This is a genomic window from Gordonia sp. UCD-TK1 (genome assembly GCF_001691435.1).
GTDB lineage: Bacteria > Actinomycetota > Actinomycetes > Mycobacteriales > Mycobacteriaceae > Gordonia > Gordonia hongkongensis.
In genome coordinates, this window is record NZ_LZMP01000019.1 from 1 (window position 1) to 22,223 (window position 22,223).

The window sequence follows — 22,223 nt, forward strand, 5'->3', positions numbered from 1 at the left end:
TTCGTTGCCCACACAGATCATGTCGGTCGTTCACCTCGTCTTCGGTCGTCTCGATCGATCGTCGGTGTGAACCTTGGGGTGATCACCCTTGACGCGGCCTAATGGATCAGTGCTCACCCCACATGGTTCAGGGGGCACGACATCCCAGAAGCGTTCTAGCGGGTGATCCTTACCCGGCCGGGCCACGGTCTTCGTGTAGAAATCCGACACCGTTTCAGGGTCTCGGAGTGGTCACCGGCCGGGAAGGCTCACACAAACCAGCATCCCCTGCAGGACGCCGATCCACCCCCATTAGGGTCTCGCAAGGCGTCTCACCAGGCCCTTCGTGGCTCGTCGCTTGCGCTCCTCGCACCTCAGGGACCAGTGGGTGAGTAGTTCTCTCGGATCAGCGAGCGGTGAGGGGCGCTCCGCTCGCACCTCCGAGCGCAATTGTCAATGCCGAGAGTCGTACGGCAGCAACGCCATCTCTCGCGCGTTGCGGATCGCGGTGGCGACCTGGCGCTGCTCCTGCGGGCTCAGCCCCGTGAGGCGTCGGCTGCGGATTCTGCCCTTGTCGGACAAGAACTGCCGCAGCAATGCGACATCCTTGTAGTCCACGGGATTCCGCCCGTCGACCCGCACGCCCTGTGCGATGAGAAGGTTCCGCTTGCGCTTCGCCGGCACTTCCTCGCGCTGACGTTGTCTTCTGTTGGCCATCACTGTTCCTCGTTCTCGTGGGTCCGGATCACCAGCTGGACTTCTGGATTCCGGGTAGTTCGCCGCGGTGCGCGAGTTCGCGGAACCGCACGCGCGACAGGCCCGCCTTGCCGATGTACCCGCGGGGCCGGCCGTCGACGGCATCCCGGTTGCGCAGCCGAGTCGGACTTGCGTTGCGCGGCAGCCGTTGTAGGCGTCGTAGCGCTTCCGAACGCTCCTCGGGCGTCGAACTGGCTGCGACGCTCGCGCGCTTCAGTTCGGCGCGGAGGTCGGCATACCGCGCGACGACCTCGCGGCGCTGTTCGTTGCGGACGATCTTGGACTTCTTGGCCATCAGCGGTCCTCTCGGAAGTCGACGTGGGCGCGGGCGATGGGGTCGTACTTGCGCAGCACCATCCGGTCGGGATCGTTGCGGCGGTTCTTCCGGGTCACATAGGTGTATCCGGTCCCGGCGGTGGACCGCAGTTTGACGATGGGCCGGATCTCGTTGCGCGCCATCAGACCTTCTCCCCCCGGGCACGGATCTTGCGCAGCACCGACTCGATGCCGTGCTTGTCGATCGTCGAGATCCCCTTGGCGCTGACGCGCAGCGTCACGTACCGCCCCTCGCTGGGCACGTAGTAGCGACGGCGCTGGATGTTCGGGTCCCACCGGCGCGACGTCCGCTTGTGCGAATGCGACACCTGCTTGCCGAAGCCGGGTACCCGACCGGTGACCTGGCACCTCTTGGACATGCTGCCTCCTGTTCTTATCGACAATGATTGGCATTAACTGTGCGGCCACGGTACCGTCGTCGAAGCACAAATGGAAATCATTCTCAATAGAACGGAGTGGAGTCGTGCTCGACGATCAATCCGCGAACCACCCGCAGGACGCCCCGGGCGACCAACGGACCCCGGTCGTGCTGGTCACCGGGCTCGACGCGTCGTCGATCCACCGGGTGGGCGACGCGTTGGAGTGCGGCGGCGTCGGCAGCGTCCAGGTCCACCACGACCTCACACAGGTCGAGGATGGCCGCGTCGTCCGGACCCTCAGCTGGCGGGGTCCCGACGGTCGCAGCCACCATGACGTCTGCATCGTGGAACTGGCCCACGGTTGCATCTCGTGCACCCTGCGCGAAGACCTGCTCCCTCTGCTGCGGCGGCTGCACCGTCGACCGTCGGTGAACCGGATCGTCCTCACACTCGATCCCGTCCTCGAACCCGAGCAGGTCGCCTGGTCGATCGAGAACGTCATCGTCTCGGACATGCCGGGATTCGACGACGCCCCGGCGGCGGCCGACGTCCGCGTCGATCTCACCGTTGCCTGTGTGGCCGAGGAGGATTGGCTGACGTCGGCGACCGGCGATCTCTCACTCGCCGAGGGCGGCCACGTCGCACTCGACGACGACCGCACCCTCGCTCAGGTGGCGGTCGGTCAGGTCGCCTTCGCCGACGCGCTGGTGGTCGCGGCATGCGACCCGACCGCCCGCGACGCCTGGGCGTCCGCGCGACTCGTCGCCGTCCTCAAACGGCTCGCGCCGAACGTCCCGATGATGTTCGAGTTGCCGCAGCGCCCGATCACACCCGTCCTCGCCGAACAACTGCTCGCCGCCGTTCCGCCCCGTTCACGTCGCGGACGCATCGACGGTCCGCACGACCCTCTCCTGGCGGGCGAACCTCCACTGGAATCCGACTGCGGGGTCACGTGGGTCGAGTTCCACAGTGATCGACCGCTGCACCCGGATCGCTTTCACGAGGCCATCGACGCCCTCCTCGACGGGGTCGTCTGTGCCCGCGGGCGACTCTGGATCGCCACTCAGCCCGACGAGGCGCTCTGGCTCGAGTCGGCCGGCGGCGGACTGCGCGTCGCGCACGGCGGTCCCTGGCTCGCCTCGATGACCGACGACGAACTCGCGCAGGTACCCGACGAGCGTCGGGCTCTCGGTGCACTGCGCTGGGACGAGACATTCGGCGACCGGCACACCTCGCTCGTCGCGCTCGTCCATCAGGGCGACCCCGCCGAGATCGAGGAGGCCCTCCGTGGCGCCTGCCTGAACGAGGTCGAATTCGCTGCCGGACAACAGTTCTGGTCGACCTTCGACGATCCGTTCGGGCAGTTCCACGCCGACCCGTGCGATGACCTCGACGTCGGCGAGCCGACCGTGGACGCACTCCCCGGCGTCGACGCTGATCCCCGGGACAACTGAACCCGCACCGACCCACATCTCACCGGAAGGCACCCACATGAAGAAGGGCATCCACCCCGATTACCACCCCGTCGTCATCCGCGACGGTTCGACGGGCAAGGAGTTCCTCACCCGATCGACGGCGACATCGTCGACGACCGTCACCTGGTCCGACGGCAACGAGTACCCGCTCATCACCGTCGATGTCACCAGCGACTCGCACCCGTTCTACACCGGGGTCAACACGATCCCCGACGTCGCCGGCCGGGTCGAGAAGTTCCGTCGGCGCTACGCGCACCTGGAGCGCGGCCAGTCCTGACCAATCGGACGCGAACTCCGGTCGTGCGTCGCGAGGGGTCTTGGCAACGTCGGTCGCCAAGACCCTTCGTGACGGCCTCCGCAAGCTCCGGCCTCCTCAGGGAGCAGAGGTTCTTTCGTCAGCGTCCGGATTTCATGCTCCCTGAGGTGCGGGCGAAGCGAGCCACAAAGGGTGTGGCAACGTCAGCCCGGGAGCAACCCGTCGACCAGCGCGTTGACGATGTCGTCGAGCGGCACGCCCGGCAACAGTGGGCCGGTCAGCTGATCGAGCAGGAGGCCGTCGACGGCGTAGTGGAACAGTGCGATCTCTCGCGCCGACCCCGGCAGGCCTGCCTGCTCGTTGAACGCCACGTCGACCGCGAACCCGGAACGGCGTTGTTCACCGATGATCTCGGCGACCTCGGGGCGCCGGATGCCCTCCAGTCGGAGTTCGAACAGTGCGATCGTCACGTCCCGGTTCGCCATGAGACGGTCCACGATGTTGCGGAGGTACTCGGCGAACAAGTCCCGGGAGGGCGGGAGTCCGGCCCGTTGCGCGACGAAGTCATCGCTCGGTGCCAGCCGCTCGTGAATACGCTCCATGAGGCCTGTCAGAAGCGCTGAGCGAGAACGGAAGTAGTTCGTCGTCGTACCGAGGGGCACGCCGGCGGCACGGCCCACCGCGCGGTGGGTGAGTCCACGCGCGCCGGCGTCGGCGAGCACTTCGAGACCCGCGTCGGCCAGCGCACGTCGGCGGTCATCGTTGCGAGCCATGGAAAAACGATAGCGCAACCACTACATGTGATGTAGTTTCTGAACCACTACATCTGAAGTGATTGGGGAACAGCATGCGTGAACTCGTGTACTACGTGGCCGTGAGTCTCGACGGGTACATCGCCGGTCCGGACGGCCAGTTCGACGCCTTTCTGATGGAGGGCGATCACATGGACGGCATCAACGAGCGGTTCGCCGACACCATCCCGACGGACTACGCCGCCGCACTCGGGATCGACCAGAGCACAGGGATTTTCGACACCGTCCTGATGGGAGCCGGTACCTATGCCGCCGGGTTGCCAGAGGTGACGAGTCCGTATCGCCACCTCGACCAGTACGTCTTCACCCATCGTCGACGCGACCCGGTGGACGGCGTGACGTTCACGGATCGCGACCCGGTCGAGGTGGTGCGTGAGCTCAAACAGGGCAAGGGAAAAGACATCTGGCTCTGCGGAGGCGGCGATCTCGCGACTCAACTGGCCGACGAGATCGACCGGTTTGTCCTCAAGCGTCAGCCGGTGATGTTCGGGAGCGGCATTCCGCTGATGGCGCCCGGCCGGTACGCGCCCAGGAGGTTTCGACGCGTCAGCGCACACGACTTCGACACCGGCGTGTCGATCGTCGAATACGCCGCAGCGTAGGAGCGGACCTACCCCAGCACCGAGAGCGCGTCGTCGAGTGAGACCAGGTCGGCCATCGTCACTATTCTCTTGGCGCCATGGAGTTCCGTCGCGGCGCGGATGGCGGCCAGCGCCGTCAGTCGGCCGGTGGCCTCGGACTGCCCGGAGCCCGAGGCCTCCCGACGCTCGCCGGCACGCCGACTCTCCGCGACGACGTGCCAGGCGTCCGACCCGAGGGGAGGCGCCCACGTCAGCGTGTTGCGCAGCGCCGGCACCCGCCCGATCACGCCGAGTGCCGCGGTCATCGGGGCCGAGCTGAGAGTGAGATACGACCGGACCACGCCGGGTCTGTCGCCGAGAAGGACATGGTCGGGGAAGTCCGCGCGTAGGTAGCGCCGGGTCCGGCCGTCGGGTCCGGTCGCTTGCCGGCTTTCCCGGAGATTCCGCACCGGCCGAGTCTCCGGCGGGCAGTGGACGTCGGAGCCGACCAGTCCGACGGTCCACGCGACCGCGGCGGGACCGTGTTTCTCCCCGGCTCCGAGCATCACGAGCACATCGAGGTCGTCGTCCGGGCGCGAGTCGAGTGCGGCGGTCAGGATCGTGCTGAGCCCGGGCGCGAGGCCTGCCCCCAGGACGACGGGTCCGGTGGCGGTGGCGCGTAGTCGGTCGAGATAGGCGCCGGAGGCCGAGATGTCGACCAGCGGCGTCTGCACGATCGCGGCTCCCAGCTCCGGGCGTTCGATGCCGGAGGCGTTGACGACGACATCGTTTTCGGCAGCGAGGTCGCGCAGGGTCGCGAGGTCGCCGCGCAGATCGATCCGGGCGTCCCCGCTCGCCGCGCGACTCGTCACGGTCACGACGTGACCGTCCTGCTCGAGTTCGCGGGCAACGACGGTGCCCACCGCACCCCGCCCACCGAGAAGGAGGACCCGTGGGTTCGCGTGCTCGTTCGATTCGTTCATCCCTCACCCAGTTCGTCGATACCGACTGCCGAGGACCATCCTCGCGGACAGCAGTCTCGTTCAACGGTGATCCTCGCGTACGCGTCGCACCTGGGGTCGGTTGTGTCCGGGGGGTGTCATCGTTCCGCTCACCCGCTATCCGGGACGTGCGCGGGAAGGGGTACATAACCGGAACCGCGCGACCCACATCATCAATCCCCGGCCGGGGCTGGCACACCCGGCAGCGGAAACACGAAAGGCGACGAGGGCTCGTCGAGCCGCTCGTCGCCTTCGAGGTGAAGTGGGGCTTGTTTGGCAATGGCGCTGATCAGGAGGCCAAGACCCAGATCCTTGGCTCTGGCACAGGATATCCGCGACTCTGGCACAGATAGCGACTCCGATCGCGCGGTTGGCAGCCTCGCCACGGGCGACGTCGGCGTTCAGAACACCAGATCAAGCAAAGTGCCGCGTGCAAGGATGAACCCATGACCTCGGATCGAGCCGCCACCTACTACGCCGACTGAAACGGTCCGCAATCTCGTATCCGAGCCGACTGGAGAAGGGATCGCACTTTCTCGACCCACTCGCAAAGTCAGTGGATGAAGTTTTTCACGACCACCAGAAGCCGCTAAATTGCTAGTCGCCTAACTAGCCACGCGAACATTAGCTGTATTCTTCAGAATGCACATAAGGCCGCAACCAGACCGGCAGCATTTGTCACGAACACTAGCGCCGATATCACCGATATTCCGCGCATCGAGTAATCGATATAGACCGCAGCATTCTCAGGATCTCGGGCTTTCACGAGCAGCGCGACAAGGGGCACGGCCGCAATCGCGAGAATAATCGCTGCGGCGAGCTCAGGATGCTCCCATGGCAACAAAATCCACGACACAGCTGTCAGCATCACCGAGGGAATGCACGAGGCGAAATCGGTTGCGTGAAAGAACCAACTCGCGACAGCCGCAGAATCCTGCGAGGGATCAGGAACTCCCTCGGCCTCTGCAACAAACTCGCTGTACAGCGCGACCAGCTTGCCATTTACCAGCACAGAAATAACCCAAGCCGCAAGAGCACACACAAATGGCACCCAGTACACCCGTGTCGCCCCTTGGCTCAGATCAATCTACAACGAGACATAGGTCGTATGGCGATGGAGTCTGCTAAACGGAGCGGACCCTCTACACGTGTACTCCACCTGCCCCGTTCCCCACATTCTGGTCGCATCACAGCGCAATACCGCACGCGCACTCTCGCGTCTCCGTGAACCTTCCGTGGTTTCCCCTATGTGCTTCCACGTCCGTCCGTCACCAAGGATGGTGTCAGCACCACGCTTTGAGTTAGCTTGTGTATAAACCGTACCAAAGCCGTCGCTAACCGTAGTGGTGAACGTAAACTCGAGCCGACGATGCAGTCGATCACGATACTGAATCGTCTGGAAATGCTCGAGATCTCTTGCTGCGCGGGAGTTCCTGCTGCTAGCGATAGCCACCACTTGTCCACGCATTCCAGGTACATCCAAAGTCTTCTTATTCAACAATTGTCCTTATTATCGCTCACTCGACTAATCCGAACATAATTCCTACACCGGCGCACGGGCAATGTTCACAGAGATATTGGGGTCGCGTGGCAAGAGTGTCGCCTTCCTAAACTTACCGCGACTGTTGAAGATCACCGTGAATCCAGCGCCAGCGAGTAACTGATCGTCCGCACTAATCGCGATTAGGCTCTTCGCCGTACTCGAGTCGAAGTCAGTCGAAAAAAAGCTCGCCTCGGCCCGAATACTGTCTCTGTCCTCAAATCTTAGATAGGGCGCCTGCCAGCAGAGCTCCTGATTGCCAATTTCTCCGATAGGTACAGCAATGGATTGGACGGCTTCACGATTCCCAGTAATATCAAGAACTTCAGATAGCTCCAACTCGACCCCATCCGGATCACCGCCGTCGAAGAAAGTCGTGCACATTGCCGAACGATCGATACCAATTCCCTCCGAGCGGGCTTTATCGATTAGGTCGTCCAAAGAGAAGAAAGTGCTCCAGTAGACCAGGGTGCCCTCGCGTCCAGTTTCGAATCCCGCATAATTTCCGTAGTTGTCTCGCAGCAACTCACCCGGACGTGTGTTCGATCCATACTGCACCCGCTCGAAAACAAGTTCGCCGTCTTCAGTCGATCCCGTCTCATTCTTGAAGGAAACCGACTGCAAGTCCACAACGGCTACGTATGTACGTGCTGCGCGGATGAGTCCGCGGTCGGAAGCACTCGTGCTGCTGCGTAGTGAAGCTGAATGCGGTCCCTTCAGTCCCAAGGCACGCAAGGCATCGCGATGCTCTGGCTTAGCCCCGATCGCACTTTTCAGTTGGTAGACGAGAAGGTCACCGGATCGCCCTGATACCCGCCAAAACTTGTCAGTCCCAGGCAGCGGAAGGTCCGGGTCATGCTCAGGTACTGTGCCATCCTTCAAGTACGAAACAGCCAAAGGACTGCCTACCTCTCGCTTCGCCGGGCTCGCTACCCCAAGCACCACCGGCTCGACATTGCACTGACGAGCTGATGGATCTCAGGCTGTGGCCAATCATCGTTGACTGCGTTGCCCTCGGCAACAGATGTGTTTAGCAAAGTTTCGCTGTGGCGATCGAACAACGGCTCTGACATGTGCGGAAACCCTCCCACGCCTACCAATGCTCCCGACATTAGCAGCAGAACCAGACCCTGGTCTTGTTCTACCTGTGACACGCCCAACGTTATGTCCGTCTGAATCACTTCCAATTGCTTCGGCACTTCGATGACTCCGCTACGCAGGCTTCTGATCTGCGGACGAACTCAGATGTTCAATAACCTGCACCAGGCGAGACACCCTCTCTGTATCGAAGACCTGAGTCGGACCTTGCGGCGCGCTGTCCGTAAACGGGCGCTCGAAAAGCTGTGCAGGCTCCATCTCGCCGTGGCGCGTGAGGAAGTCCACGATGAGCCCAATGAAGTGGATCTGATCGGCGGTTGCGTTGGTATCGCTGACGAATTCGCCAAATGTCTCATTAACAGTGTCCCGCTCAAGCCCCACCAACGACCGTACAAACCGCGGAAGTCCGCGAGCATCGTCGATCGCCTGTTGGATTTCCTTCTGTGATCCCGCGCCACAACGGGCCAGTAGCTCGTCCAACGAATCAAGATCGTTCTGCGTCAATGGCTTTCCGGTTCTGAGCTTCTGCAGCGCGAGGTTGTCCGGTTGTCGTCGTAGATAGTCGCGGATCTTGGCGTTGAATCGTTCCTTGTCGGTGCCGGTCGCCATGTTCGGCATGTCGACCTCGGTGACGTCGCCGTTGAAGGTGTCCTGCAGATCGGTGTAGATGACCGGCTGCTTCGTCTTCTCGAGAAGCCCAACGAGAGAGCGCAACTCCTTGCGTGCGTCTTCGAGCATCTCGGGGGTGACGTCTTCCCACCACTCCTCGGAGGCAACTTCCCGGAGCAGTTCTTCCTTGGCTTTGATCTTGGGGATGGTGAGTTGCTCGAGCAGTCCTTCGGCGATGACGCGGACCTTGTCTTCTTGCCGTTCGAGGGTGGTGTCGTCGGCTTCGATGACGGCGAGCTGGCCGCGCAGGACGATGAGGTCGAACCGTTTGGCCATTTCATCGGTGTCGCGGACGGTGGTGGGGAGGTCAGCGAGGTTGTCGACGATGTCGCGGACCTTCTGTTCGGTCAGCGATTCCCATTCGTTGCGGTCGCGGTAGACCTCAACCTGTCGGCGGCGGGGACGGACGAGGAAGTTGTCGAGGTCCATACCGGCAACCTGAGTGTGCAGAACGTCGGTGACCTGTTCACGCAGTTCAGAACTTGTGCGTGAGCGGTCGAGCGCCCAAACAAAATCCGTTCGGGCGGTGAATAGGCGCTCCGAGAGCGAAGCCGGCAACCGTGCCTCGGCTGGCGCGGGGTGGGCGTTGAAGAACTCGACGTTGCCGCAGAGGTCGAAGATGAAGAAGTCGGTCTTGTCTTGTCCTGGTCCGTAGAGGTCGGGGCGTAGGCGGGTGCCGCGGCCGACCATCTGCCAGAACTTGGTCTTGGACCGGACGGGTTTGAAGAACACCAGGTTGACGACGTCGGGGACGTCGACGCCGGTGTCGAGCATGTCGACGGAGATCGCGATGTGTGGGTCAGATGTTGGCTGGGAGAACTGGTCGATGAGGTCTTGGCCGTGGGAAACAGCGTGGGTGATCACGGCGGCGAACTTGCCGTTGTACTGCGGGTAGTTGTGGTCGAAGCGTTGGGCGATGAAGTCGGCGTGTTTCTGGTTCTTGGCGAAGATAATGGTCTTGCCGAGGCGGTCGCCGCCGGCGACGCGATGGCCTCGGGTCATGAGGACTTCGAGGGCTTTGTCCACAGTGTCGGTGTTGAACAGCCATTTGTTGACCGCTTCGGAGGACACTTCGTCGGGGAACTCGTCGGGGTCGACGTCTTCGCCCCAGTCCTCGCCTTCCCAGCGCTTCTTCTCCTCGTCGGAGAGGTCGTCGTACTTGATGCCCGACCGCGGAAACGCCAGCGGCACCGTTACGGCGCGTGGTGGGACGAGGTAGCCATCCTTGATGGCCTCGTCGAGGCTGTAATCGTCTGTGGGGACCCCAGTTTCGAGGTTGAACAGCTGGTAGGTGTTGTAGTCGATCTCGTCCTTGGGGGTTGCGGTCAACCCGAGGAGGTAGGAGTCGAAGTACTCGAAGATGCGGCGGTACTTCTGGTACACCGACCGGTGGGCTTCATCGATGACGACGAGGTCGAAGTGGCCGGGACCGAAGCGGCGGCGGCCGTTGTCGAGATCGTTGATCAGGCCCATCATGGTCGGATAGGTCGAGACGTAGATGCGGCCGTCGGTGTTCTTCTCGGTGAGGAGGTTGACCGGCGATGCGTCGGGCAGGAAGGTCTTGTAGGCGTTGACGGCCTGCTTGACCAAGGCTTTGCGGTCGGCGAGGAACAGGATGCGTTTGGCCCAGTTCGCGCGCATCAGCATGTCCGACAGGGCGATCACTGTGCGAGTCTTGCCCGACCCGGTGGCCATCACCAGCAGCGCGGCTCGCTGCCGGTTGATTTCGAAACCTTCAGTGACGTTGCGGATTGCCCGTGTCTGGTAGGGGCGCTCCACGATCGTTCGGTTGATGTCGACGTCGCCAAGCTTCTTGCGCGTGGCGCGGCGCTGGATCTCCAGCATCAGTTCGTCGCAAGTGTAGAAGCCTTCCACCTGTCGGGGTGGGTAGTTGGTGTCATCCCACAGCCAGGTGTCGAAGCCGTTGGTGTAGAAGATGATCGGACGTTGACCGTGCATCGTCTCCAGGCAGTCGGCGTACAGCTTGGCCTGATGCTGGCCGATGGTGGCTTCTTTGGAGGTTCGTTTGGCCTCCACTAGCGCCAACGGCAGCCCGTCGGTGCCCCAGAGCACGTAGTCGACGAATCCGTTCTTGTCGTCGGGCATGCCCGTGACCGGGTATTCGCGGACGCGGGGCGCGTCGACATCCCAGCCCGCTTCGCGCAGCAGCAGGTCGATAATGTCGGAGCGGGTGCGGGCTTCGTCGTAGTCGTGAGTGTCCGTCTGTCGGGCAGCGGCCGCCTGCGCGGTGGCGACCTCGGCGCGCAGCTTGGCGACCAGCTCCTCCAAACTGGCGTGGGCGGCGTCGGCCGCTTTGAGCTGCTCGTCGCGCGCCAGCAACTGCTCGGTCAAGTCGGCCCGTGCGCCGGCGGCTTCTTCGAGTTGGGCGTCTTTGCGCTCGAGCTCCGCGCCGAGTTTCTGCAGCTGGGCCATCGTCTTGGCTACCGCGGCCCCGCCACCCGGCTTGGGTAGCTTCGCCCGGTCGAGCTTCTGCTCCGGGGTTGGCTTTGACTCTGGCTGGGTGGCGTAGGTGCGGGCGAGCCACGACAGCACGTGGAACAGTTCCTCGAGCAGGCGGATGCCTGACTCCTGCCCGATCGAGCGATCGTCGTGGACGGCATGGTTGCCGGCGCGGCGGATCAGGTCGAGCTTCGTCTGAACGTTGCCCGGCACGATCGCCTGGAAAGCGGGGTCGTGGATGCGCGCCGACAGGTCATCCTTGTATGGCTTGTCCAGGCCGTTGACCGTGTACAGCCATCTGACCGCAGCCTCGACAGTGCGGCGGGCGTAGAAGCAGGTAGAACGGCTGTCGAACAGTGCATCGCGTTCGGCGTTCTTCGCCGACGCATGAATCTGCGGCCACTCGCCCTGCAGGAAGTCGAAGTTGCTGGCCACCGTGCCTCCTCTCTAGCCTGTCTGATCTTGGCACACGACTCAAGCCGATTTACGTAAGCCGGACAGATTACATCGCTCCTCCGACAGGCTGAATGAGCCGACTTCGCCAGGACACTGTCGGTCCCGCCGGGCACAATCGACTCGCTCGATCACCACCACGACGGAGGGCCGATGTCGCTCGAGATGAAAAGAACTGCGTTCATCGCTGACCAGCTCGACGAGCTCACGGTGTTCGCACTCCTCGACTACGACTTCTCCATCGCGCTCCATCCCTGCGACTCGGGGTTGCGCTTGACCGCGTCGTCGCTCGACGTTGACGACGACGATTTCGTGATGACGTACGGCGGTGAGCGGTGGACAGACGATGATCCCGGTCTCGAAAGTGATGCCGACTCGTCCACGGGCACGCCCTGGGCTCCATTGATTCCCGACCATGTGAAGGACATCGATTCGAGTGACGAGGACGCGTGCGCAGACCAGTTCATCGCCACCGAAGATGCCCATGCCGAGCTGGTGGAACTGTTCACGGCGTTGGTTACGAGCGGTTGGAAGGTAGCCGTACGCCACGTCGATTCAAAGGATGCGACGACCGGTACCCCTCACATCCGCCTCGAAGCGGAGGCCCCAGGCAGCGATGCGGACCGCGCGGCGACGGCGCTCCGCGCGCTGCGTTTACCAGCGGACTTCTCGCAACTGGAGGCGACGTATGCGCCGGAAGACGTGAGGGACGGCCCGGCACGGTGGCGGTTCGCCGACAACTCGGCCGTGGCCATCACCGCAAGCGGCGAACGCCACCCCGTGAAGATCAACGCTGTACAAACCTATGCGGTCAGCGCCGCGCCGATGTGGACACTCCATCCCGGCACCGATACCGCGATCCAGCGCCACACCGCAGGCAGCGCCATGAAGGGCTCGGCCCTCATCCAGCCGCCCAGCCCTCCGACCCCCACACAGGCCGAGACCGACGAATGCCGGAAAGCAGTGGACACGTGGGCATCGAACAACGAGTTCGGGCCGACGATTGAACCGGCGAAACCCGCTGACGTTCAGCGAGCCCTCGACAAGCTCGACCAAGGAACCGTTGGCTACTACCTCCTCGAGTTCACCAACGGGGATTGCTATCTTGGCCAGTCGATTTCGATCGCAGATCGACTCAAAGGACACCGCACGCTACACAAGGACATCAGCAGCATTCGCCTGTTGCCTGACCCCGCCGCACGAAGCCTCGTCAATCCGCTCAGGCATCTACTCGACCGCGAAGCAGGCCTCATCCACAGCCTCCAAACCGCTAGGCTGCCCGCGCGTAACAAGGCGCAGATGACGTACCTGACCGGCGACGGACTACCGATCGACGAGATCTTCAAGTCGAACGGAACCACGGCTGCAGACTGGCTCTCCGACCCCATCGCCTGCAACCGTTGTGACGGAGAAGCTGGCCGCGCCCTCACGCCGAGCACGGACCAACTGGCGGCCGGGGAGGCCGCGTACAAGCGCTGGCTTGACCGGACAGCAGAGCACGCCGACACCGTGCGGTCCTTGTTGCGGACCTACATGGCGCGCTGCCTGCCACTCCCGCTGCACACCGAGTACGTGCATTGGGTACTCAGCTCGCCCCAGGTCGTCCCACGCCACCGCACGTTGTCGAACCTCAGCATCGGCTGGACTGAGGCCTTTAGAACGATGATCGGCAAAGACGGACACTTGAGCGGCATGCTGCACGTCAACGGGATTGAACTCCTCGGCGAAGACATGTCCGACGACGCCCTGGTCAGGTTCATGCGTCAACACCCCGGAGTGAGTGTCACGCAATCCGCTTATCAGGCCGCCGGCCCCTTCAATCTGATGCTCTGGGCACCAGACCTCGAATCGGTCGCTGACCTCCTCGATGACACCGCAGTCACCCGCGCAGCCGCGACCGCAGCCCTACATCTCATGCGGAAGGCCAGTCCCGGCAAGATCAGGGAATCACACAATCCCGTCTTGGTGAACGCAATCCTCGGGATCAAGCGGTAGTGGGGCTAAATGGCGAAATCAGTCGAAGAAGTCCTCATCGACCTCAACGATGGTGAACACGTCCCTGGTCTGAACACCGATGCCGTACTTAATCATCAACGCCGCCAACCGTTCACCGTCGATCAGGATGATGCGTGTGCTCACACTGTTGGCGTACTCGCGGGCACCGGGTGAGAACGAGCTAGTCGTGATGAAGATCCCGCGCGATGCCCCCATACCGTGCAGCGCTCCAACGAAGGCCTGGATGTCAGGGCGCCCAACCGTGTTGCCCTGCCCGTACCGCTTCGCCTGCACGTAGATCTGGTCGAGGCCGAGGGCGTCCTGATCGATCACGCCATCGACGCCGCCATCACCCGTCCCGCCAAGTCTGGTGGCCTTCTGCTCGGTGCCGCCGTATCCCATCGCCACGAGCAACTCGAGGACGGCGCTCTCGAGGAAGTCCGGCGTCTGTTCGCGTATCCGCTTGATCAGGTCTGTCTTGACCTCATCATGGAGTCGGGCGACGCCCTCGTTGATCTGCTCAAGCGGTTCGATGGCCGACTCGTGAATGACCGGGGTCCTGGGCTGACCTGTGGACGTTGACGGCGTGTACGCCTGGTAAGCCGGGATCAGCTTCAGATGAGCATCGCTGATGTCTCCGGTGTGCTCAGCGAGGAAAGCGATTCCAGGGTCGGTGATCTGATAAGTCGCCCGACGAGGCCGATCGACAAACTCCGCGCGCACCAGATCCGAGAGCGCCCAGCCACAGCGGCCCTCGGCTCGATTTCCACCCGTGGCAACGTGCTCACCCAGCTGCTCGTCCGTGAGCTGCATGTACGCGAGGACATCAGCCACCAGTTCACGACGTGACCGCGTCTTGCGATCGGACATGACCTCTAGGATCGGGCGCAGGAAGCCCTGCCAGACAGGAAGTTCCGATACTCGACTCGCCGAAGTCATAGGTCTACTCCGAAAGCACGACTCTGGAGCGACCGAAACACCTCATCCAGGTGGTTCACGCTGTGCTCGTTAGCATCCTGCATGCGCTCGACACCGGAACGCGCCTCAAGGAACGCCTGCTGAATATCAATTGGAGGGACTGGAATCGAGAGCGATCGTAGCTCTTTGACATTGAGATGTGTAGCCGTCGATCCAACCATGACCCGGGCAATTCTCCTGGGATCGAGCTCGTACAGGAGAAGGTCGAGTAGGTAGGGTCCCAGGGCGATCTCAGGGTTCGGACGAACCTGAACAAGCCTCTGCCCCATGCACATTCTCACTTCCGATGGGACAAGGGCTGCGATCCCCACAGTTCCCTCGCGACTGAGGACGATATCGCCGTGCTGAAGTTGTCCTCGTTTGGAACGTTCTTCGAAATCTTCCTTCGAGACGAATCGGGTTTCGTTCCACACCCACCGGCCCTTACCCAGGTTCGGTGTGCGCAAACATATCTCTCCTGCCTCTGTCCACTTCGGAGTCGAGTGTGGGCAATCGATGATCGCTTGACACGCTTCGGCCAACGGCATTCGGACCCAGCGCTTTGTACTACCGGGGTCACCGAAGAAGTTGAAGAAGATCGCGGTCTTCAAGTCTTGAATTCGTCGCAAAGCCAGGTCGCGTTTGGCGCGGAGGGTGTCGGCGTGGTCGAGGATAGCTGCGATGCGGCGTTGTTCGGGGAGGGGAGGGAGAGGGATCTCGATGCGAGAGGCTCCTGCTTTCGTTAGCTTCGCACGGGTAGTGCCAGTGACATACCTCGATACGTCATGGTTCTCCAGCACGCGAGTTAGGTATCGAAGATCGACATTCGTACGCGGCCTGAGAACATGCGCATGGTTGTTAACCCATGTACGTCCCTCGATCGAGTACGCAATACCCCGATGAGGTTCGCTGAAGTGCCCTCCATCCTCAGCAAGGAGGACGAGCGGCTCGTCGAATATGTATCCGTCTATTGTCCCCTGTTGCCCATTCGCACCGTAGTACGGATACGACCCTGCTTTTCGCTCCGACTCCTTAACCGGCCGGCGCTGCCCGTCTAGGAACTCGCAGAGGTCTCCGAGTTCCGCAGTAGGCCAGTTCATTCAGCACCACCGGCCAGCATCTGACGGAGCTCGGCGAGGCCGGATTGGATGTCGAGTTCGAGTTTGTCGAGTTCGTCGAGGATCTCTTCGGGGGCTCGGTGTTCGACTTCGTCGTGGATGATCTCTTTGTAGCGGTTGAGGCTGAGGTCGTAGCCCTGCTCTTCGATGGCGTTCCGCGGAACGCAGAAGGACTGCTCGGTTCGCTCGCGCTCAAGTTCCTCGCCGTCGCGTTCGGCCCAGCGTGTCAGGACGTCGGGCAGGTTGTTCTTGGCGTGCTCATCGTCCGCGAGTTCGGCGAGCGGCCCGAGCTTTTCGCCGTCGAGCAGCGCGTTTCGCTTGTCGTCGAGCGAGAATCCGTCGGCCCGGATGTCGTAGAACCAGACATGGTCGGTGCCGCCCGAATTGGTTTTGGTGAAGAACAGAATCGCGGTAGACACACCCGCATAGGGTTTGAACACGCCTGAGGGCAGCTTCACGACCGCATCGAGCTTGTGGTCGTCGACGAGCATCTTCCGCAGGGTCTTGTGGGCTTTGGACGATCCGAACAGCACGCCGTCCGGCACGATCACGGCTGCGCGGCCACCGGGCTTCAACAGGCGCAGGAACAGTGCGAGGAAGAGCAGCTCGGTCTTCTTCGTCTTGACGATCTGCTGTAGGTCCTTGGCAGTGTTCTCGTAATCCAGGCTGCCGGCGAAAGGCGGGTTGGCGAGCACCAGCGAGTAGGCGCCGGCATCTCCGGTGTTGGCCTCAGCGAGCGAGTCACGGTAGCGAATGTCGGGCTGCTCCACACCGTGCAGCAGCATGTTCATCGAGCCAATCCGCAGCATCGTGGTGTCGAAATCGAAGCCGTGGAACATGCCGTGGTGGAAGTGCTGGGCGCCTGTGCCGGAGTTGATGTCGCCGGCGTGGTGGTCGCGCATGTACTCGGTGGCGGCGACCAGGAATCCACAGGTGCCTGACGCGGGATCGACGATGGTGTCGCCGGGTTCGGGCGCCATCATCTCGACCATCAGCTTGATGATGTGGCGAGGCGTGCGGAACTGGCCGTTCTGTCCCGAGCTCGCGATCTTGGCGAGCATGTACTCGTACACGTCGCCCTTGGTGTCCAGATCGCGCATCTCGATCTTGTCGAGCAGATCCACCACCTTGGTCAACAGCCCCTGGTTCTGGATGGACAGCCGCGCGTCCTTCATGAAATGGGCGTAGGTGGAGTCCTCGTCGCGCATCGTGCGGATGAACGGGAACACCTCCTGCTCGACGGTCCGGAACATCTCGTCGGGGGCATAGTTCTTGAACACCGACCAGCGCAACTCATCGCGGTCGACGGGGAAGGGATTGCCGACGATCGGCTTCTTGGTCAGGTTGGCGCGGTTGAGAGCGAGTTGCTGCTCGTCATCGAGGCGGCGGATGAACAGCAGGTAGGTGATCTGTTCCATCACCTCCAGGGGGTTGGCGATGCCGCCGGACCAGAACGCGTCCCAGACGGCGTCTACCTTGCTCTTCTGCTCTCCAGTGATCACCGCGTACCCCATCAAGTCGTCGTCATGAACCCGAACAGAACTGTATAGCGGGTAGGTCGGACAATTACCCCTCTCCGGCGGTGCGACACGCTCAAAGCGAGATCGCATTTTCCGCAGATCTGGCGCGCGACCTTGGAGGTCTTTCACCCACCCCCGGATGGCGGGAGCGGCCCCGAAGTATGCGCGCAGCCACCCTTTCATCGCTCCCACCTGCGGTTTCACCTCCATACGTCGCCCAATACACGCACACCCAGTGGTCTATGGGGTGTGCGTGTATGCCATGCACCACTCATACCCCGCACCCGGTTCGATGCCGATTCGTGAGCAGGCGCATGTGGTGGCATTAGTCCCGGAAGTACCCGGAACGATCCGGTAGGAGAGCAAATTGAGTGACGAGGTCCCGGCCGCTCAGTTCGGTTCGCCACGTGTCCATAAACCGGGGCCCGTCACGCGCGTCGAACTGCGCTTGCCAACTTCCGCTCGCGGCTCGCCTCTATACGGCGGCACAGACTCGTGGTCAGTCCGTTTCGCGAGTGGGCGCCGACGCTCTGGCGCGCGGATTGGACGACGGCGAATGACCTGACCGCGTGGGCGAACAAGCCCGAATACGACGTCAGACGCTGACCTGTTGGTTCAGCGCCTGACATCTCACAGCGGTTGGCGCCGCTGCTTCATCGAACCCCTAGCACGGAGTCTTCTTGATGCTACTTGCTGTCGTCTCGCGCGCCCATGGCACCGCTATGTGCGTGTCGATCATCTCGACCTGCGCCGTCTGGTTGGTGGTCCAGGCATGAGGAACCTGCCGGTCGACATCGCTATCGATGGTTACGTTCCTCGTCTAGTTCCGAAGTCGACGTGGGACGTCATCAAGGACGAAGTGCGTCAGATTGTCCGCGACTCGCAGCCGACGACCGGGACCTCGGCCGACCACCACAGGCTGGCAGTCACCCATTTCCTTGCTTGGGCAGTCGATCAACAGCGATCTCGCGACCGCGAGCGCTTGTTTACCCCAGAGGTTGTCGAGCACTACGTGTCAACGGCCTGCGACCATCTCTCGCCGGTCAGTCGTGGAACGCGGCGGTCGGTCTTACGAACAGTTGGACGTCGGGTGACTCGTAAGGCTCGCTGGGATTCACCCGCGCCGGCGTATCCCTCCTCGAGGAGTAAGCCACCGTATACCCCAGACGAATGCCGCTGGCTGCTGACCTGTGTTGAGATGCAGTCGAGCCCCATGAGGCGCCGTGTACTCCAGGCCGTGCTGGGCCTCGGGCTCGGAGCGGGGTTGGCTCCCGACGAGATCGCCTTTCTTACAACAGATCACGTCGTTCAGCTAGCACCCGGACGCGTTGCCGTCCAGCTCCCCAGTCGGGTTGTTCCTGTGCGGACACTCTACGCGCCACCGCTAGAGTCCCTTGCCCGTGAATTGCCGGCCGGAACGCACCTCATCCGAGACAAGCCCGTACCCCGAGTCGAGATGGTCTCCAACCTGATCATGCGTTGCGACATCCCGGAAAAGCTTCGTCCGCTCACGATGTCGCGTCTACGACAGACGTGGGCACTGGAAGCGCTCGCGTCGGTACCCCTGCCCGCGGTCATGACCGCCTACGGCAGTCGATCCCTTCATTTCACCGACGTACTGTTGCCCCGATTGGTTGACCTCGCCGGACAGGTCGACGCCACAGCTGACGCGCGTCTCTACGAATTCTGATCTCGTGTCGGGACAGACAAGGAGGCCGCGTCACCTGACGCAGGAGCTGGGTGACGGACCCGCCTGCAGCGCGAGAACTTTCAAGGCCGCTTTCGACGGCGCTGTGTACGCGCCCGCTCGCCATCAACTCGATGTGCTCATGATCGAGAACAACAGGGGGCGCCCCCGTGAGTTCACACCGCTTCAGTTCTTCACGCTCGCCTTCATCAACGCGCTTGAGAAGCGGCCGATGCTGTTCACCAAGATCTACGACACGTTCCTGGGCTTGACGGAAAACCAACGGCGCGCGCTTGGCATGACATCTCTGTCTTACGACCAGGTAGCCGGTTTCGCCGCCCGCGTCAAGGACCTCGTAGACGCCCAACTGCTCGATGGCGTCGATTTGATGAATGGCGTGTTCCAACACACGGCCCCTGACCTGCCGGTTATCTCCCTCGCCGTCGACTCGACCGACTATGAGACACACGCCCGGATCAGGGCATATTGGAACCGCACCAGCGATCAAGCTCCCACCAGCCACGAAATCGAGGCGGAACCCGAAGCTGATCTCGGAGCATCCAGCAGAAGGGGCACGTGGCCAATTCTTCGACCGGACAATCGGTTGCAGCGGACAGCAGATCCAGACGCACGAGACGGCCACCGATCAGCCCGCGACAACAAACCGTCAGGACCCTTCGTTGGATACGACCTCACACTGGCGGTCAACACACGACTCTTCCGCAGCAAAGACACGGTTCCCGGCTACATCGCCGCCGCCAACCTGACAGCCGCCGGCAGCCACCACGCTCGAGCAGCCATAGGCCTCATCGAGACGCTCCACAACAAGGGCCAGACAATCGCCGACGTGGTAGCTGACCGCGCCTACAACAACGCCAAGACAGAGTTTTGGACCGGCGCCCTGCGCGCTATGGGAATCGCGCCCGTGTTCGACCTCACCCTGGTGCAGCGCAGGCAACGACCCGGCCCCAAACCCGGAACGATCATCATCGACGGAACCCTGTTCAGCGTCGCCCTTCCACAACGGTTGCGTGAACTGCCCGCCTACGCAATCGGAATGACTACCGAAGCGCGGGCAACATTGATGTCCCTTTACGACGAACGAAAACCCTACGCATTTCGCTCGATGGGGAAAGCCGCCGGCGGGAAGCAGCGCTTCCGAGGACCAGTCCGAACTGACTCTCCCTCTAAGGTCTGCTGTCCAAACAACGATGTCTCCATGAAGAACCGTCTGACCCACCCGGTCACCGAGTGCGACGACAAAGACTGCGGATGCTCTCGATCGACCATCTTGGCCGACGACTATATGCCGAACATCCGCCAACGCAGCATCTACGGCACCACCGACTGGAACAAGGACTACCACCGACGCAACGCCGTCGAGGCCGCCAACAGCGCCCTAAGAACCCAGTTCCACCTGGACCGCGGCTACACGCGCGTCTTCGGCCGGGTCAAGAACGCCTTCCTCCTCGCCTTCACGATCTTCGCCTACAACTACGACTGCATTACCAGTCACTTCCGCAGCCGAGGACTCACCGTGCCCGCCGAGTATCCGATCGTCAAGATGGCACCGCGCAAATCGCCAGCACCCAAAGACTCAGCGAAACAGGCCACGATCACGAACCGCAGCCAGTCACCCCAGGCCGCTAATTCCGGTCCACCCAAGCGTTACCAGCACCTAAATGCCCCCGCACCACGCTCTGCGGTTGACCGCTGCCCGGAAATCGCGAATCCCGATTCAACTACGGGTAATCGCAGAATTTGTGCTGTATAGAAGCGCCGGTGCCCGCGCTACTGCAAATCGATCCCAAAAATTAGGGTTCTCCGTAGGGAGGTCGACGCCTACCCACCACTTATCCAAACTAGGGACGCTGGCTTTGCCAAATATGCCAGTGGTGGAGCCTAGGAGATTCGAACTCCTGACATCTGCCTTGCAAAGGCAGCGCTCTACCAACTGAGCTAAGGCCCCGTGCCGTACCGATCGGTTCGGCGGGATGCGAGATTCCGATGTCCGAAAACATCTGTCGCAGTGGGCCTAGGAGGACTTGAACCTCCGACCTCTTCGTTATCAGCGAAGCGCTCTAACCGCCTGAGCTATAGGCCCTTGAACCGAGGAGTGAGATTACCCGACCGATGCCCCAACAAACAAAACGGCTGGTCAGGGGCTCGCTCAATCGAGGTCGGCGAGAGTCACCTCGGCGCCGCCGACGAGGTCGGCACAGATGTTGTAGATGTAGCTGCCGATCGTCGCGAGCGCGGTCAGCAGGATCGCGTTGATGGCGCCCAGGAGCGCCGCGGCGCCGAAGACGGTGCCCGCCCCGATCACGTCGTTACTCGCGGCCGATTCCTCCGCCATGAGCGTTCCGAAGCTGTTGTTCACCTGATCCCACACGCCCATGCCGTCGAGGATGAGGTACAGCACGGCGACGGAAATCATCCAGATGAAGAACCCGACCACCGACAGCACGGCCGCGACCTTGAACGTCGCCCACGGGTCGATCCGACGCACCTGCACCGAGGCGCGCAGCGCGGTCCCGGCGGCGAGTACCTGGCGAGGCGCCGACCGCGGTGCGGAGGGCTTGGATCCCGGCGCCTGTGCCGTCTCGGGTCGCTTCAGGTCCGCCGTGTGGTGGATCTGATCGAGGTCGGGCAGATCGTTCTCCGGAAGGTGTCCGCGGTCGATCGTGCTGGTGGGTGACTCGACGAAGCCGGGTTCCTCGGTCGCCGTCGCCGTACCCGATCGGCGCGGACTCTCGAGCTTGGTCACCGGGGCCTGTTGGCCACTCATGCTGGCAGCGGCGGTACCGCTGTTGGTCACGACGCCGCGCGGCGGCGGGCCGCCCGGGTTACTCAGCGGCGGGCCGCCCGGGTTGTTCAGCGGCGGGCCGGCCGGGCCCTCACCGGTGCTCGGACGCTGGGCGGCGTCGCGGTTGAACGTCTCGGTCGGGGCGGCTGACGGATCGTCGGCCGGCCCCCGCTGCCACGGCGGCACCAGTCCCCCGGTCGGGGTTCCCGTTCCGGGTCCCGCCGGTCCCCCGGCGGGGCGCCCGTTCTGGTCCTGATGCGGCTCGTTCGGTGTGCTCACAGACATTCCCTCACTCAGGCGTTCCTGACGTTGCTCGCTCGGCGCCGGGTCCGAACCCACCGTTCCCGACCCGTCGACTCGCGACGGGTCGAGCAACAGTGGCCTTC

19 protein-coding genes, 2 tRNA genes and 1 pseudogene are annotated in these 22,223 nt (G+C 62.6%); 6 read left to right on the forward strand and 16 right to left on the reverse strand.

The window, feature by feature from the left end; all coding sequences use genetic code 11:
• Window positions 1-432: 432 nt before the first annotated feature.
• From rpsR to rpmB, 4 genes are read right to left on the reverse strand one after another with little or no spacing between them, the layout of a single operon-like run.
• Window positions 433-696: a 30S ribosomal protein S18 gene (gene rpsR, locus A9310_RS12060; protein ID WP_058253006.1), complete on the reverse strand. Its 264-nt coding sequence runs from the start codon at window positions 694-696 to the stop codon at window positions 433-435.
• 28 nt (window positions 697-724) lie between these two features.
• Window positions 725-1,030, reverse strand: coding sequence for a 30S ribosomal protein S14 (rpsN, locus tag A9310_RS12065; protein WP_058253005.1), 306 nt, complete (start codon window positions 1,028-1,030; stop codon window positions 725-727).
• Window positions 1,030-1,194, reverse strand: a complete 165-nt coding sequence (gene rpmG, locus A9310_RS12070) for a 50S ribosomal protein L33 (protein ID WP_058253004.1) — start codon at window positions 1,192-1,194, stop codon at window positions 1,030-1,032. Before rpmG ends, rpsN begins: the two co-directional genes overlap by 1 nt.
• Window positions 1,194-1,430 carry a 50S ribosomal protein L28 gene (gene rpmB / locus A9310_RS12075; RefSeq protein ID WP_004020952.1) on the reverse strand — a complete coding sequence of 79 codons (237 nt, stop codon included), beginning with the start codon at window positions 1,428-1,430 and terminating at the stop codon, window positions 1,194-1,196. The genes rpmG and rpmB overlap by 1 nt, the downstream gene beginning before the upstream one ends.
• Window positions 1,431-1,534: 104 nt before the next feature.
• On the opposite strand from rpmB, the gene A9310_RS12080 reads away from it, so the two are divergent.
• Window positions 1,535-2,884 carry a GTP-binding protein gene (locus tag A9310_RS12080; RefSeq protein WP_065630824.1) on the forward strand — a complete coding sequence of 450 codons (1,350 nt, stop codon included), beginning with the start codon at window positions 1,535-1,537 and terminating at the stop codon, window positions 2,882-2,884.
• 37 nt (window positions 2,885-2,921) lie between these two features.
• Window positions 2,922-3,182, forward strand: a complete 261-nt coding sequence (locus tag A9310_RS12085) for a type B 50S ribosomal protein L31 (RefSeq protein ID WP_065630825.1) — start codon at window positions 2,922-2,924, stop codon at window positions 3,180-3,182.
• Between the two features lie 182 nt (window positions 3,183-3,364).
• On the opposite strand, the gene A9310_RS12090 is transcribed toward A9310_RS12085, so the two are convergent.
• Window positions 3,365-3,934, reverse strand: coding sequence for a TetR/AcrR family transcriptional regulator (locus A9310_RS12090; RefSeq protein ID WP_065630826.1), 570 nt, complete (start codon window positions 3,932-3,934; stop codon window positions 3,365-3,367).
• Window positions 3,935-4,008: 74 nt separating this feature from the next.
• On the opposite strand from A9310_RS12090, the gene A9310_RS12095 reads away from it, so the two are divergent.
• Complete coding sequence (locus A9310_RS12095; protein ID WP_065630827.1) at window positions 4,009-4,575, forward strand: dihydrofolate reductase family protein; 567 nt, start codon at window positions 4,009-4,011, stop codon at window positions 4,573-4,575.
• An 8-nt stretch (window positions 4,576-4,583) separates the two neighbouring features.
• Here the strand turns inward: A9310_RS12095 and A9310_RS12100 are convergent, their stop codons facing one another.
• The 5 genes and pseudogenes from A9310_RS12100 to A9310_RS12110 form a co-directional block, all read right to left on the reverse strand.
• A complete protein-coding gene (locus A9310_RS12100) occupies window positions 4,584-5,516 on the reverse strand; it encodes a saccharopine dehydrogenase (protein ID WP_065630828.1) in 933 nt (310 codons plus the stop codon).
• Between the two features lie 655 nt (window positions 5,517-6,171).
• Window positions 6,172-6,594 (reverse strand): hypothetical protein, encoded by a 423-nt coding sequence (locus tag A9310_RS25610; protein WP_139104602.1) that lies wholly within the window; start codon window positions 6,592-6,594, stop codon window positions 6,172-6,174.
• Window positions 6,595-7,077: 483 nt separating this feature from the next.
• On the reverse strand, window positions 7,078-7,704 hold the full coding sequence (locus A9310_RS25615) for a hypothetical protein (protein ID WP_139104603.1): 627 nt from the start codon (window positions 7,702-7,704) through the stop codon (window positions 7,078-7,080).
• A gap of 18 nt (window positions 7,705-7,722) precedes the next feature.
• Window positions 7,723-8,019, reverse strand: a pseudogene (locus A9310_RS26585) (uL30 family ribosomal protein); the annotation flags it as partial.
• Between the two features lie 267 nt (window positions 8,020-8,286).
• Window positions 8,287-11,736, reverse strand: coding sequence for a DEAD/DEAH box helicase family protein (locus A9310_RS12110; protein ID WP_065630830.1), 3,450 nt, complete (start codon window positions 11,734-11,736; stop codon window positions 8,287-8,289).
• A gap of 171 nt (window positions 11,737-11,907) precedes the next feature.
• Here A9310_RS12110 and A9310_RS12115 point away from each other — a divergent pair, with 171 nt between their 5' ends.
• Window positions 11,908-13,749, forward strand: coding sequence for a GIY-YIG nuclease family protein (locus A9310_RS12115; RefSeq protein WP_065630831.1), 1,842 nt, complete (start codon window positions 11,908-11,910; stop codon window positions 13,747-13,749).
• Window positions 13,750-13,767: 18 nt separating this feature from the next.
• Here A9310_RS12115 and A9310_RS12120 read toward each other — a convergent pair whose 3' ends face one another.
• Genes A9310_RS12120 through A9310_RS12130 form a run of 3 tightly spaced genes read right to left on the reverse strand, consistent with a single transcriptional unit; the run spans window position 13,768 to window position 17,326 of the window.
• Window positions 13,768-14,688 (reverse strand): restriction endonuclease, encoded by a 921-nt coding sequence (locus A9310_RS12120; protein ID WP_065630832.1) that lies wholly within the window; start codon window positions 14,686-14,688, stop codon window positions 13,768-13,770.
• The gene (locus tag A9310_RS25190) at window positions 14,685-15,806 is read right to left on the reverse strand and encodes a restriction endonuclease subunit S (protein ID WP_083207354.1); all 1,122 of its coding nucleotides are present in this window, start codon (window positions 15,804-15,806) and stop codon (window positions 14,685-14,687) included. The genes A9310_RS12120 and A9310_RS25190 overlap by 4 nt, the downstream gene beginning before the upstream one ends.
• Complete coding sequence (locus tag A9310_RS12130; RefSeq protein ID WP_065630875.1) at window positions 15,803-17,326, reverse strand: class I SAM-dependent DNA methyltransferase; 1,524 nt, start codon at window positions 17,324-17,326, stop codon at window positions 15,803-15,805. The genes A9310_RS25190 and A9310_RS12130 overlap by 4 nt, the downstream gene beginning before the upstream one ends.
• Window positions 17,327-18,800: 1,474 nt before the next feature.
• Between A9310_RS12130 and A9310_RS26335 the strand changes: the two genes are divergently transcribed.
• Together A9310_RS26335 and A9310_RS12140 are read left to right on the forward strand one after the other, a co-directional pair.
• On the forward strand, window positions 18,801-19,034 hold the full coding sequence (locus A9310_RS26335; RefSeq protein ID WP_254661241.1) for a hypothetical protein: 234 nt from the start codon (window positions 18,801-18,803) through the stop codon (window positions 19,032-19,034).
• A gap of 139 nt (window positions 19,035-19,173) precedes the next feature.
• Window positions 19,174-20,805, forward strand: a complete 1,632-nt coding sequence (locus A9310_RS12140) for a hypothetical protein (RefSeq protein ID WP_139104604.1) — start codon at window positions 19,174-19,176, stop codon at window positions 20,803-20,805.
• Between the two features lie 119 nt (window positions 20,806-20,924).
• On the opposite strand, the gene A9310_RS12145 is transcribed toward A9310_RS12140, so the two are convergent.
• The 3 genes from A9310_RS12145 to A9310_RS12155 all read right to left on the reverse strand — a co-directional run bounded on the left by A9310_RS12145 (window position 20,925) and on the right by A9310_RS12155 (window position 22,116).
• Window positions 20,925-21,000: transfer RNA gene (locus tag A9310_RS12145), tRNA-Ala, on the reverse strand.
• Between the two features lie 61 nt (window positions 21,001-21,061).
• Window positions 21,062-21,135 (reverse strand) — tRNA-Ile (locus A9310_RS12150).
• A 66-nt stretch (window positions 21,136-21,201) separates the two neighbouring features.
• On the reverse strand, window positions 21,202-22,116 hold the full coding sequence (locus A9310_RS12155) for a DUF3566 domain-containing protein (RefSeq protein ID WP_065630876.1): 915 nt from the start codon (window positions 22,114-22,116) through the stop codon (window positions 21,202-21,204).
• Window positions 22,117-22,223 lie beyond the last annotated feature (107 nt).

Excerpts from the sequence above, each read along its gene's own strand:
- A9310_RS12095 (WP_065630827.1), top strand. The coding sequence starts at position 4,009 with ATGCGTGAACTCGTGTACTACGTGGCCGTGAGTCTCGACGGGTACATC.
- A9310_RS12120 (WP_065630832.1), bottom strand. The coding sequence starts at position 14,688 with ATGACTTCGGCGAGTCGAGTATCGGAACTTCCTGTCTGGCAGGGCTTC.
- rpsN (WP_058253005.1), bottom strand. The coding sequence starts at position 1,030 with ATGGCCAAGAAGTCCAAGATCGTCCGCAACGAACAGCGCCGCGAGGTC.
- rpmB (WP_004020952.1), bottom strand. The coding sequence starts at position 1,430 with ATGTCCAAGAGGTGCCAGGTCACCGGTCGGGTACCCGGCTTCGGCAAG.
- A9310_RS25190 (WP_083207354.1), bottom strand. The coding sequence starts at position 15,806 with ATGAACTGGCCTACTGCGGAACTCGGAGACCTCTGCGAGTTCCTAGAC.
- A9310_RS12085 (WP_065630825.1), top strand. The coding sequence starts at position 2,922 with ATGAAGAAGGGCATCCACCCCGATTACCACCCCGTCGTCATCCGCGAC.
- A9310_RS26335 (WP_254661241.1), top strand. The coding sequence starts at position 18,801 with ATGGTCTCCAACCTGATCATGCGTTGCGACATCCCGGAAAAGCTTCGT.
- A9310_RS12140 (WP_139104604.1), top strand. The coding sequence starts at position 19,174 with ATGATCGAGAACAACAGGGGGCGCCCCCGTGAGTTCACACCGCTTCAG.
- A9310_RS12115 (WP_065630831.1), top strand. The coding sequence starts at position 11,908 with ATGTCGCTCGAGATGAAAAGAACTGCGTTCATCGCTGACCAGCTCGAC.
- A9310_RS12100 (WP_065630828.1), bottom strand. The coding sequence starts at position 5,516 with ATGAACGAATCGAACGAGCACGCGAACCCACGGGTCCTCCTTCTCGGT.
- rpmG (WP_058253004.1), bottom strand. The coding sequence starts at position 1,194 with ATGGCGCGCAACGAGATCCGGCCCATCGTCAAACTGCGGTCCACCGCC.
- rpsR (WP_058253006.1), bottom strand. The coding sequence starts at position 696 with ATGGCCAACAGAAGACAACGTCAGCGCGAGGAAGTGCCGGCGAAGCGC.
- A9310_RS12090 (WP_065630826.1), bottom strand. The coding sequence starts at position 3,934 with ATGGCTCGCAACGATGACCGCCGACGTGCGCTGGCCGACGCGGGTCTC.